Annotated in this window: 11 protein-coding genes; 10 read left to right on the top strand and 1 reads right to left on the bottom strand. The window is 40.7% G+C overall.

Translation table 11 applies throughout. The features are described 5' to 3' along the window. Window positions 1-80: 80 nt before the first annotated feature. Complete coding sequence (gene tolC / locus H5158_RS10375; protein WP_149981266.1) at window positions 81-1,424, bottom strand: outer membrane channel protein TolC; 1,344 nt, start codon at window positions 1,422-1,424, stop codon at window positions 81-83. Window positions 1,425-1,864: 440 nt separating this feature from the next. Here tolC and H5158_RS10380 point away from each other — a divergent pair, with 440 nt between their 5' ends. The 10 genes from H5158_RS10380 to rraB all read left to right on the top strand — a co-directional run bounded on the left by H5158_RS10380 (window position 1,865) and on the right by rraB (window position 12,783). Beyond that, on the top strand, window positions 1,865-2,491 hold the full coding sequence (locus H5158_RS10380; protein ID WP_149981265.1) for an NUDIX domain-containing protein: 627 nt from the start codon (window positions 1,865-1,867) through the stop codon (window positions 2,489-2,491). Window positions 2,492-2,535: 44 nt separating this feature from the next. Then, a complete protein-coding gene (locus H5158_RS10385) occupies window positions 2,536-2,994 on the top strand; it encodes a DUF1249 domain-containing protein (RefSeq protein ID WP_145234962.1) in 459 nt (152 codons plus the stop codon). Then, complete coding sequence (locus H5158_RS10390) at window positions 2,981-3,772, top strand: metallophosphoesterase (protein WP_182718489.1); 792 nt, start codon at window positions 2,981-2,983, stop codon at window positions 3,770-3,772. Before H5158_RS10385 ends, H5158_RS10390 begins: the two co-directional genes overlap by 14 nt. Beyond that, complete coding sequence (locus tag H5158_RS10395; RefSeq protein WP_145234964.1) at window positions 3,757-4,317, top strand: YqiA/YcfP family alpha/beta fold hydrolase; 561 nt, start codon at window positions 3,757-3,759, stop codon at window positions 4,315-4,317. The genes H5158_RS10390 and H5158_RS10395 overlap by 16 nt, the downstream gene beginning before the upstream one ends. A 31-nt stretch (window positions 4,318-4,348) precedes the next feature. Continuing rightward, on the top strand, window positions 4,349-6,238 hold the full coding sequence (gene parE / locus H5158_RS10400) for a DNA topoisomerase IV subunit B (protein WP_182718451.1): 1,890 nt from the start codon (window positions 4,349-4,351) through the stop codon (window positions 6,236-6,238). Window positions 6,239-6,258: 20 nt separating this feature from the next. Then, window positions 6,259-8,187: a GGDEF domain-containing protein gene (locus tag H5158_RS10405; protein ID WP_182739970.1), complete on the top strand. Its 1,929-nt coding sequence runs from the start codon at window positions 6,259-6,261 to the stop codon at window positions 8,185-8,187. Then, window positions 8,180-9,274 (top strand): sorbosone dehydrogenase family protein, encoded by a 1,095-nt coding sequence (locus tag H5158_RS10410; protein WP_182739971.1) that lies wholly within the window; start codon window positions 8,180-8,182, stop codon window positions 9,272-9,274. The genes H5158_RS10405 and H5158_RS10410 overlap by 8 nt, the downstream gene beginning before the upstream one ends. Before the next feature lie 10 nt (window positions 9,275-9,284). After that, on the top strand, window positions 9,285-11,576 hold the full coding sequence (gene parC, locus H5158_RS10415; RefSeq protein WP_182718448.1) for a DNA topoisomerase IV subunit A: 2,292 nt from the start codon (window positions 9,285-9,287) through the stop codon (window positions 11,574-11,576). A gap of 158 nt (window positions 11,577-11,734) precedes the next feature. Then, on the top strand, window positions 11,735-12,448 hold the full coding sequence (locus H5158_RS10420; protein ID WP_149981260.1) for a 1-acylglycerol-3-phosphate O-acyltransferase: 714 nt from the start codon (window positions 11,735-11,737) through the stop codon (window positions 12,446-12,448). Beyond that, window positions 12,448-12,783, top strand: coding sequence for a ribonuclease E inhibitor RraB (gene rraB / locus H5158_RS10425; protein ID WP_182718447.1), 336 nt, complete (start codon window positions 12,448-12,450; stop codon window positions 12,781-12,783). The genes H5158_RS10420 and rraB overlap by 1 nt, the downstream gene beginning before the upstream one ends. Window positions 12,784-12,918 lie beyond the last annotated feature (135 nt).

The following is a 12,918-nucleotide window of genomic DNA, read 5'->3' on the forward strand; positions in this document are numbered from 1 at the left end:
CTAGTTTAACTGGATGAATAAAAAAATACAAAAAAGCCAGCAAGTTGCTGGCTTTTAAATGAGTAATGTTAAGCTTATCTTTATTGGATTTCTTTTAAACCTTGGTTGATGGCTTGTAAATCATTACTTGTTAACGTGCCCGCTGCTTGTTTTAAGCGTAGCGTTGATACAACGTAGCGATAGCGTACATCAGCGAGGTTACGTTTGGCGTTAAATAAGTTTTGTGTACTGACCAGTACGTCAACAATAGTACGAGTACCCACTTCAAAACCAGCTTCAGTGGCTTTTAATGCACTTTCAGCAGAAACTACTGCTTGTTCAAGGGCTTTAAAGGTCGCAATATCTGATACTACTTGATTATAAGAGGTGATCACCGAGCGGGTTACGCCACGTAGACTAGCTTCAAGATCTTCACTTGCAGCAACATAAAAAGCACGTGCCTGCTCAGTCGCTGCAGTAGTAGCACCGCCTGAATATATTGGCACACTAAAGTTAATGCCAATATTTGTACTATCACCACGTGGACGGGCAGTGTTGCTATTGCTATCAGTTAGTGTATCACCGTAGCTGGCATCTAAAGTCAGCTTAGGGTAATGACCCGCTTGTGCTAAATCAATTTGATCTTTAGCGATATCAACCGTTACTTTAGAGACCTGCAGAGTTAAATTATTTTGTTCTGCAAGCTTAATATAATCGGGTGATTTTTTTGCTGGTTGAACTGTAGAGAAAGTCTCAGTGTTTAACATATCCAGCTTAGCGTGATATTTACCGGTGATTTCGCGAAGCTGCTCACGGGCAGTTTCAACGCCGTTTCTGGCAACGATTTCGCGGGCAACCGAGTTATCGAATTGTGCTTGCGCTTCATGCACATCGGTAATTGCCGTTAAGCCTACTGCATAACGCTGTTTGGTTTGCTCAAGTTGACGTTCAATAGCGCGTTTTTCAGATTGTACAAATTCTAAGTTATCAATCGAACTTAATACGTTGAAATAGCCATCAGCAACACGAACAATGAGATCTTGCTTGGCAAAGTCATATTGAGCAGCTGCTTGCAACGCTTGTTTGTCTGCAATACCGAGTGAATTCCATGCACCTAAATCAAACAGTGTCTGGCTTAGTTTAAGACCACGGCTGAATGTATCTGAATCGCTATCGACCTTGGTGTAACCTGCCGCATCAGTACCATTAAATGATGTGCTATCGGTTTTATCATACCCCATAGAAAAACCGATTTGTGGCAATAATGCGCTCATTGCACGGTCACTGTTATAAGCTTGTGCGTTTGCTTGGGCTTTTGCTTTTAAAACAGTAGGATCGTTAGCTGTGGCAATTTCATAAACTTGTAATAAGTCTTCAGCATTTGACGCTGTGGCAGTTAATGCGCAAGATATACCAATCAGCGCAGCAAGAATGTTTTTTTTCATTATTCGTTCAGTCCTTAGACAATTTACGTTCTAAAAGCATGGTAACCTGTTTTACTTAAGAACAAAAAAAAATTTGCGTAAAACAGCGTAAACAAGTGTAACAGAATATATACCCAAACCACCTCAATATGTCAGTTTCAGTTGGAATTAAAAGCGATTTAGGCAAGGCATTGATTGTAAGTTATAGTGGTTCTATTATTAAAATCAATAACGCAGTATAAATCGCTTTTAAACCAACCCCCTGGGCGTTTCACAGGAACTTACTCTCATCGTTGTTACTTCTTAAAAGGGACTGCCATTGTTGCAAAGTAACGCCTTGATATTAAGCCCCTGTGAAACGCTGGATTCTGCATCTTGAGGTGGTTTGGGTATAATCCCCGGACATGATAGTAAGTATCTAGGTTTAAATTCAAGTAATAGCATGTGTAATAGGAAACTTCATGGCTGATGAAAAGCTCACAAAATTTACCAAACAAGACGTTAAAATTGCTCCTATAGAAGTACTTTATAGCGGCTTTTTTAATATTAACTTATATCAGTTTGAACATGCATTATTTGCGGGGGGTCAATCAGAGACTATCCGTCGTGAGATACTCGAACGCGGTGACGCGGTTGCAGTTTTACCGTATGATCCCATAGCAGATAGTATTTTATTGATAGAACAAATACGTATTGGCGCGATAAGAACTAAACAGTCACCTTGGTTATTAGAATGTATAGCAGGCATGACCGATGGCAGTACTAATTATGAAGATGTCGCTAGGCGCGAAGCATTTGAAGAAGCGGGCTTAGTACTGAGCGAATTGGAATTTATGCTATCGTACCTGTCAAGCCCAGGAGGGACTACTGAGCGGTTACATCTTTATCTTGCAAAAACTGATTTAAGTCAGCTACAAAGTGACGTGTATGGACTTGCAACTGAAGGTGAAGATATTAAAACGCATATTCTCAGTTTTGATGATGCAATGGCGCGTTTAGCAACCGGTGAGATAGATAATGCTGCCTCGGTAATTTCATTGCAGTGGTTAGCGCTTAATCGCGAACGTATAATTAATCAGCGCAGCTAAAATAGTAATAGACTACCCTTAACCTCTAACTTTATGGCGGTAATGTGACAGCACTTGCAGTGAAACAACGATATATTCAGAGTCTTCCTAAATACTTGACGTTATGTGAGCATAACTACTTACGTGCTTTAAAATTGCTGCCCAATGAGCGCAAAGAAGGCAATACACGTCAAGTACAATTGGGTAATAACCAGTTTGTAATTAAGGTGGATGGCTGTGCTAAATACACGATGGATATTTCAATAACCCAATTAACCGGTATGTTAAAAGGGTTTAATCCGCTGTTTTTAACTGTGCGTTTATATCACGATGCAAAAGTTGCTGAAATAATTCACCATGATTACCATCAAAGGATCAAACCTTCATATGGTTACCCTAATCCGCAAATGCATCAAAAAGATGAAAAATATCAACTTAATGCGTTTTTGTATGATTGGTTAGTGGCGTGTGTTGAAAGTGGTCGAGCGGTACTTAACTGGGATATAAATGATGGCCTGGTTTGATGAGTCGGCGCAGTTCAATAATACTCAGCTGCGCTTAGCGCATATTACCGATTGTCACTTATTTGCAGACCCACAAGGGGAGTATTTTGCGGTCAATACCGCTGAGCACTTTTCTCGCGCGCTTGCTGATATGGCACACCAGTCATTAGACGCTGTGATCTTTGGTGGCGATTTAACCCAAGATCACAGTTTTGCATCATATTTGTTGTTTGCTCAGCTGATTGCCGACTCAGCGCTTACTTGCCCTGTTTTTTGGCTGCCTGGTAATCATGATGATATCAGTGCGATGCAGCGTATTTCTGGTGGTCAAATCAATAGTGCAAAACGGTTAATTGCCGATGGCTTTGAAGTGTTGTTAATTAGCTCTAAAGGGCCAACACCAGCAGGTTGGGTAAGCGAAGCCGATTTAAATGAACTCGCTGATTTATTAGCGACTTCACAGTCGCCGAGCGTGGCTTTTTGCCACCATAATCCATTACCTATTAATGGTTACCTAGACAAGCATATGCTCGAAAATGGCCCGCAACTACTTAATGTATTGCATAATAGCGCGCTAGTAAGGCAGTTATTTCATGGTCATGTTCACAATGACTATCAATTTAAATTCAGAAGTATTGAGATTTTTGCCACGCCAGCAAGCTCAGTGCAGTTTACTAAACACACCGATGACTGGCAGCAACACAATGCGGGGCCTGGTTATCGATTGTTGACAATATCAAAGCCAACAAACAGTGCAAATCTATTAATTAACTCGGAACTGATGTGGCCCAACGAGTAATTTATATTCATGGTTTTAATAGCAGCGAACATTCATTTAAAGCTGTCCGCTTTGGTGAGTATATGGCACACTATGACGTTGATTATTGTGTGCCACGGCTAAGCCATGAACCGTTTCATGCGATAATTCAAATTGAACAATTATTAACGCCAAATACTGTATTACTTGGCAGTTCTTTAGGTGGTTTTTACGCCACTTATTTATCGCAAAAATATCAGTTACCAGCAGTGGTTATAAACCCTGCGGTTAAGCCTTATTTATTGTTGAGTTCTTTGTTAGGGCCGAACTATAATCCCTATCAGGATAGCCATTACGAGCTCAACAATAGTCATATTAACGCGTTAAAATCACTGTCGATACCCAGCTTAGAGCGCCCATCATTACTGTATTTATTACAGCAAACGGGTGATGAAGTACTGGATTATCAGCAGGCCGTTAAATATTATTCACAATGCAAGCAACAGATAGAATTTGGTGGTGATCATAGCTTTGTTGGCTTTGAAGACTCCATTGCTAGTATTGTAGATTTTCTTAAAATCACGTAAAACATAGCTAAGCGCATAAAAGATAAAAACTATGAGTCAGCAAAATTATAACGCCGAAGCCATTGAAGTATTAAATGGGTTAGAACCTGTTAAACGCCGTCCTGGTATGTACACCGACACCACCCGTCCTAATCACTTAGGACAAGAGGTTATTGATAACAGTGTCGATGAAGCCATGGCCGGACATGCCACTAGAATTGATGTCATTTTGCATGAAGATAATTCGCTAGAAGTTAGCGATGATGGCCGTGGTATGCCTATCGATATTCACCCAGAAGAAGGTATTCCTGGGGTCGAATTGATTTTTACCAAGCTGCATGCTGGTGGCAAGTTCTCTAATAAAAACTACCAATTTTCAGGTGGTTTGCACGGGGTAGGGATCTCCGTGGTTAATGCATTATCAACGCGCGTTGAAGTGGTTGTGCGCCGCGATGCACAACAATACATGATGGCGTTTGAAAGCGGTGATAAAGTTGAAGATCTTCATGTTATAGGCACCGTAGGTAAACGTAATACAGGTACAACTGTACGTTTTTGGCCTGATGTAAGCTACTTTGACTCAGCTAATTTCTCGTTGACTAAATTACATCATTTATTAAAAGCTAAAGCCGTACTTTGCCCTGGCTTACGTATTAAGTTTGTTAATAAACAAACCAAAGAAACCCAAGAGTGGTATTACGAAACAGGCCTTAAAGACTACTTAAACGAAGCTGTTAAAGGTTACGAAGTACTGCCAAAAGACCCATTTACCGGTGAGTTTTCAAGTTCAACGGAAGGTGCTGATTGGGCGGTTGTTTGGTTACCTGAAGGCGGTGAATCGATAGCTGAAAGTTACGTTAACTTAATACCAACTGCGCAAGGCGGTACTCACGTAAATGGTTTGCGACAAGGTTTACTTGAGGCTATGCGTGAGTTTTGTGAATTTAGAAACTTACTGCCGCGTGGCGTTAAGCTCACCCCCGATGACATTTGGGAACGGTGTAGCTACGTTTTATCAGTGAAAATGCAAGATCCACAATTTGCCGGTCAAACCAAAGAGAAATTATCTTCTCGTTCGTGCTCGGCATTTGTATCTGGGGTGGTAAAAGATGCATTCAGTTTATGGTTAAATGAGCACACCGATACTGCTGAGTTACTGTCAGAGTTATGTATTTCTAATGCACAGAAACGTCTTCGCGCAGCCAAAAAAGTGGTGCGTAAGCGTGTTACCGCAGGTCCCGCATTACCGGGCAAATTAACCGACTGTAGCGCTGCAGATAACGACCGTACTGAGCTATTTTTAGTAGAAGGTGACTCAGCTGGTGGCTCAGCTAAACAAGCACGTGATCGTGAGTTTCAGGCAATAATGCCACTACGTGGTAAAATTTTGAATACGTGGGAAATTGAATCAGGGCAAATTTTAGCGTCACAAGAGGTGCATGATATTTCTGTGGCGCTGGGTATCGACCCTGACTCAACTGATATCTCTTCGTTGCGCTATAATAAAATTTGTATCTTAGCGGATGCTGACTCCGATGGACTGCATATTGCGACTTTGTTGTGTGCACTATTTGTTCGTCATTTCCCAACGTTGGTGAAAACGGGTCACGTATATGTAGCTATGCCGCCGTTGTTTAGAATCGACATTGGTAAAGATGTTTATTATGCCCTTGATGAAGATGAAAAATCCGGCATCCTAGCGCGTATTGAAGCAGAGAAAAAACGCGGTAAAGTAAATGTTCAGCGTTTCAAAGGCTTGGGGGAAATGAACCCACTGCAACTACGCGAAACGACCATGGATCCTAATACTCGTCGCTTAGTTCAGCTAACCTTAGAAGATGAAGTTGAAACCATGGAAATGATGGATATGTTGCTGGCGAAAAAGCGCTCATCAGATCGTCGTCAATGGTTAGAAGATCACGGTAATCGTGCTCAAGTGTGATTTTTCAAGGGTGTAATGCCATGCAAGTACAGCAAGGGAGTTGTTTTAAACATTTAAACAGTTTAGTTTTATTAACGATTCTTGTTACTTGTTTGTACTTGTACTGCGCACCTTTAAAAGCACAGCAAAAAACCGCTTTTGATGAGCAATGGTTAACAACACAACTGCATACCGCCCACGAAAAAAGCATTCAGGATCCAGGCCAAGCCATTGAGTTTGTAGCGCTATTATTAGTAGAGCATACGAGTCGCTTAACAGTGTTACAACGCACAAGGTTACAACTCAATTTAGCTGAAAATTACTTATTAAATGGTGAAATAACTAAATCCATTGAATTGGAACAGCAAATAGCGAAGCAGCTAAACTCACTAAGTAGTGATGCGCTGATAAGCTACTACTTAGTAAAATCGGATATTTACAATTTTACTGGGCAAACTGAAAAATCATTAGCAGTTTTAATGACAGCTAAAGAGCTAGTTGAACAACTTGATAATGATAAGCTAAAAAGTGATGTATATGGCGCTTTAGCTAATTTTTATGTGTATAACCATGATGATATTCGGGCATTAGATTACTTCTATAAAAGTTATGTAATTATTAAGCGTAGTGGAAGTTTACTTGATTTAGCCTACATAGAATCAACAATGGCAAAATCGTACGAATATTTGTTTGATTACAACAAAGCAATTGAAGTGCAAACTAAGGCATTAGATTTTTTTTTAAAACATGACTTAGCGTTTGACAGTTTAGTGTCGTATTTTCATTTAGCTAAAGTTTATTTAAAGATGGGGCGCAGCCAAGAGGCGATTGCAAGTAGTCAGAAATTACTGACGTTGAGCAAAAAGTTAGCCAATGAAAAATTAGTGTACTACGGTTATATTATCTTAGCGGAAGCATATTTATTAGAACAAGATATGGCTCAAGCTAGCCATTATTTGTCATTGAGTAATCAATATTTTGACAGGCTTGAAGATGTAGTTACCATTGCTAACCACTTCTATACTCAAGCAGGTATTGAGTTAGCACTGAATTTGCCTGAGCAAGCCACGATAACCTTAACTAAAGCGCAGCAGTTGTCGAAGCAAATTCCGATAGAAAACAGTATCACATCACTATTGAAGTTAACCCGCTTGCTTACTCAGCTTGCGGTGCAGCAACAAGATTATCAGCAGGCGTACTTACATCAGCAAGATCTTATCGCTTTAAATGCTCAACATTATAATAAAGTGCGCGAGTTATCCCGTTCTCGCTATCAAGTTCAGTTTGATACTAAACAAGTAGAAATTGAACGACAGCTGCTTGAAAAAGATAAAGAACTTAGCGAATTTGCATTACAAGAAATTAAGCAACAGCAAGCATTACAAAAAACCATTATGCTAAGCGTACTATTATTATTTTTATTGCTGTTAATCTTTTCATGGCGACAATATCGTTTAAAGCGCAAATTTAGTGTGCTAGCCAATACGGACGTTTTAACTGGTGTGGCTAATCGACGTAAAATAATAGAGTTTGCTCAGTTACAGTGGCAACAGTTAAAAAAAGATGATCACAATTTTTGTTTGATTGCTTTTGATTTAGACCACTTTAAAAACATTAATGATGATTTTGGCCACCCGGCAGGGGATTTAGTGTTACAAGCGATCACGAATACATCTCTGCGAGCGATCAGAGAGAATGATATTCTAGGGCGCATTGGTGGCGAAGAGTTTTTAGTGGTACTCAACAATACCACTTTAGCTGAAGCCACTGAAATTGCTTATCGAATTAAAACTGAGATTGAAAAAGAACGTATAATCAGTGATGGAAATGAGATCAAAGTCACTGCAAGTTTTGGTGTGGCGCAAAAGCAAGCGCAACTAGGCTCATTTAAAGATTTATTTAAAAAAGCAGACAAAGCGTTATATGCCGCAAAAGATCATGGCCGTAATAGGGTAGAAATCGATGAATAAATTACTAGTTTCTGTATTAACATTAGGCTTGCTAAGTACTCCCTTAGCAGCAAAAGAAATCCTTAAAGAACTCAGTGTTCCTGATGGCTTTACTGTAAACATATTTGCCAGTGATGTGGAAAATGCACGGCAATTAGCAGTATCTAAAAAAGGTATTGTGTATGTTGGCTCGCGAAACGCGGGCAATGTATATGCACTGATTGATCACAATAGTGATGGGGTTGCCGATAAACAAATTTTGGTGGCCACTGGTTTAACTATGCCTTCAGGTTTAGCGATCAAAGATGGCGACTTATATGTTGCTGAAGTGCAACGTATTATTCGCTTCAAAAATATTGATACACAATTGAAAGCACCTAAATATGAAGTGGTTTACGACGCATTACCGACAGAACGTCATCACGGTTGGAAGTTTTTACGCTTCTCACCAACCGGCGAGCTGATCATTCCTGTGGGCGTACCTTGTAATATTTGCGCTGAAGATGAGCGCTATGGGCGAATATTTTCATTGGATGTAAACACCAAACAAATGACCACGTTAGCACAAGGTGTGCGTAACTCTGTTGGCTTTGACTTTCATCCTGGCACCCAAGCTATGTGGTTTAGTGATAATGGCAGAGACATGATGGGTGATGATCTTCCACCGGATGAACTAAACCGCTTAACAACCGAAGGTGAACATTTTGGTTTTCCGTATGTGCATGCAGGTGCCATCTTAGATCCTGAATTTGGTAAAGGTAAAAATATTGCCGATTACAGTGCCCCAGCTTTAGCCTTGGGTGCGCATGTAGCCCCATTAGGGATTCATTTTTATCAAGGTAAACAATTTCCTGCTAATTATAAGCAACAATTATTTGTTGCTGAACACGGCTCTTGGAACCGCAGTAAAAAATCTGGATATAAAGTGGCAGTTGCCACTATTGAGCAAGGACGTGTGATAAAATACACGCCGTTTATTACGGGCTTTATGAAAAACGAAGAAACATTGGGTCGTCCGGTTGCTTTTGCAGAACTTGCCGATGGCAGCTTATTGATCTCCGATGATTATGCCAATGTGATCTACCGTGTAAGTTATAAAAAAAATTAGGTAGGCTTTGATGAGTGATACAGATACCTTGCTATTGCAAGGAATTGAGCAACAAACAATGGGGCGTTTTACCGAAGACGCCTATTTGAATTATTCCATGTATGTGATCATGGATAGGGCATTGCCACATATTGGCGATGGTCTAAAACCAGTACAACGTCGTATTATTTACGCCATGAGCGAACTGGGGTTATCGGCAACGGCTAAATATAAAAAGTCAGCCCGTACCGTTGGTGATGTACTCGGTAAGTACCATCCTCATGGTGATAGCGCTTGTTATGAAGCGATGGTGTTAATGGCACAACCGTTTTCTTATCGTTACCCATTAGTTGATGGGCAAGGGAACTGGGGTGCTGCAGATGATCCAAAGTCATTTGCGGCAATGCGTTATACCGAAGCGCGTTTATCTAAGTTCTCAGAAGTACTGTTAAAAGAACTTGGCCAAGGGACTGTTGATTGGACGCCAAACTTTGATGGCACAATGGACGAGCCACAAGTATTACCATCACGCTTACCACATATTTTACTCAATGGTATTACGGGTATTGCAGTGGGTATGGCAACTGACATTCCGCCACATAACGTACGCGAAGTAGCCAGTGCCTGTTGTTTGCTATTGGATAACCCTAAAGCTGAACTAGATCAATTGCTTGAGCATGTACAAGCTCCCGATTACCCAACTGAAGCTGAAATAATTACTTCAAAAGCGGATATTCGTAAAATTTATCAAACCGGCCGTGGTTCGATAAAAATGCGCGCTATTTATACAGAGGAGCACGGCGATATTGTCATTACTGCACTGCCACATCAATGTTCTGGTGGTAAAGTACTTGAGCAAATCGCAGCGCAAATGAATGCCAAAAAGCTGCCTATGGTGGCTGATTTACGTGATGAGTCTGATCACGAAAATCCAACCCGGATTGTCATCATTCCGCGTTCTAATCGCATTAAAGTGGAGCCGTTAATGGCTCATTTATTTGCCACTACAGACTTGGAAAAAAATTACCGCGTTAATATCAATATGCTTGGTCTTGATGGCCGTCCGCAGGTAAAAGATTTACGAACCATTTTAACTGAGTGGCTGGTGTTCCGTCGTGAAACAGTGCGCCGTCGCCTGCAATATCGTTTAGATAAAGTATTGGCTCGTTTACATATTTTAGAAGGTTTATTGGCAGCCTTCTTAAATATTGACGAAGTGATCGAAATTATTCGTAGCGAAGACAAGCCAAAGCCTGTGTTAATGGAACGCTTTGGTATTACAGACATCCAAGCCGAAGCAATCCTTGAATTAAAACTACGTCATTTAGCGAAACTTGAAGAGTTTAAAATTCGTGGGGAGCAAGATGAGCTTGCCAAAGAGCGCGATAAATTACAGCTGACTTTAGGCTCTGAACGTCGTATGTCGACGTTACTAAAAAAAGAGATTCAAGAAGCAGCAGAGCTGTATGGTGACGATCGCCGTTCACCGATTGTCGAACGTCTTGAAGCGAAAGCATTAAGCGAAAAAGATTTAATCCCATCAGAATCAGTAACCGTTGTGTTGTCTGAAAAAGGTTGGGCGCGTGTTGGTAAAGGCCATGATTTAGATGTTGAAGGGCTCAGTTATCGAGCTGGCGATGCATATAAAGCCTCTGCCCGTGGTAAGAGTAATCAACCTGCGGTGTTCTTAGATTCTGCTGGGCGTGCATTTGCCACTGATGCGCATGGGTTACCGTCGGCACGAAGCCAAGGTGAACCAATGACAGGGCGGTTTAACCTCACTGCAGGTGCTAATTTTGAGCATGTAGTGATGGGCGAAGACAAACAAGTACTGTTAATGGCATCAGATGCAGGTTATGGTTTTATTACTGATTTTGTAGATCTAGTAAGTAAAAACAAAAACGGTAAAGCCTTGGTTAGTGTGCCTAAAGGTGGGCAATTATTAGCGCCAATTAGGGTTAATGATGTTGCTAACGATTACTGTATGGCGATATCGAATGAAGGCCGGATGTTGTTATTCCCATTACGTGATTTACCAAAACTAGGTAAAGGTAAGGGTAACAAGATAATCTCTATCCCAAGTGCCAAAGTACAAGCGCGTGAAGAGTTTGTTAAAGTGCTGGCAGTGGTGCCTGAAGGTACCAGTGTTACCCTGCATGCAGGTAAGCGTAAGCTGACTCTTAAACCCAGTGATTTAGAGCATTATCATGGTGAGCGTGGTCGTCGAGGTAATAAATTACCGCGTGGTTTACAGCGTGTCGATGAAGCGGTTGTAGAGTTGACGGCGATTGATGATGACATTGAGCCGACAGAAACTGAGTAAGTATTTTTTTTATATCTATGAATAAAACGGCCTGCTATTGCAGGTCGTTTGTTTTTAAAGCAGAAAATTATTTTAAGCTTACATGTGTTCGCTAAACACTCGTTTAGCGGTAAAAATAACGCTATAATGCCGACGTTATTATTTTTGGAGCGTTTTCTTTGTTAGCTATTATTCGTATTGTTATTATGGCATTGTTTATTTTATTAAGCTGTGTATTTGGTTTACTCCTTTGTTTAGTAAAACCTTTTCATATAAATAATGTACATATTATTTCAAGTTGGTTTGGTACAGTGGCTAAAATGCTTGGTGTAAACGTGGTTATTACACGCCATCCTGACGCGCAAAGTTGTGGCCCTGCAGTATATGTTGCAAACCATCAAAATAATTACGATATTTTCACTTTACCGGCGGCGGTACCAAAAAACTGTGTCAGTTTAGGTAAAAAAAGTCTTAAGTGGATCCCATTTTTTGGACAGCTATATTGGCTTTCGGGCAATATTCTAATTGATCGGGGTAATCGCTCTAAAGCGGCTGGCACGATCACTAAATCGGCCGATAAAATCAAACAAAAAGGCCTGTCAGTGTGGATTTTCCCAGAGGGAACCCGCAGTTACGGACGTGGCTTATTACCATTTAAAACAGGTGCATTTCACACGGCTTTAAATGCGGATGTACCTGTAGTACCTGTATGTATGAGCACAACATATAAAACCATTAAGCTAAATCGCTGGGACAATGGTATAATCTACATAGACATGTTAGCGCCAGAACCACTTGATAAAACGATTGGAGCACGTGAACACGCAAAGCGTATTCATAGCAAAATGGCTGCTAGAATAACTGAATTAGATGCTCAAGTGAGAGAAAAGTAATGGAAAATTGGCGTGAAATTAGTGAAGACATTGTAACTTCGTTATTAGAAGATGGTTCCGATCCTGAGATCTTATACGAAGTAGAACATCACTTTGTTTGCGAAGACTTTGTCAAGCTTGAGCAAGCTGCACTAGCTGCGTTTAAACTAGGCTATGACGTTGAAGAGCCTGCAGAGCTTGAGCTTGAAGACGGCAGTAAGATTTGGGGCTTTGACATCGTTGTTGAAGCTGAGTTAGATGTTGAGGTAATAATGGAAGATGTTGATAAACTAGCACAACTTGCGATCGACACCGATGTAGAATACGACGGCTGGGGCACTTACTTCCAAGAGTAATGTGTTAGCCACTAGGTCCTAATCACTATCGTGCATTGAATACCTTAAATGCCATTGTCATAAGCAGTAATAAAGAATACGCAAACTCCGAGGTAAGTAATGGCTAATGTATTAGACAAAATAGTTGCAGATAAA

This window comes from Pseudoalteromonas sp. SR45-6, from assembly GCF_014163545.1.
GTDB classification, from domain to species: Bacteria; Pseudomonadota; Gammaproteobacteria; order Enterobacterales; family Alteromonadaceae; genus Pseudoalteromonas; species Pseudoalteromonas rhizosphaerae.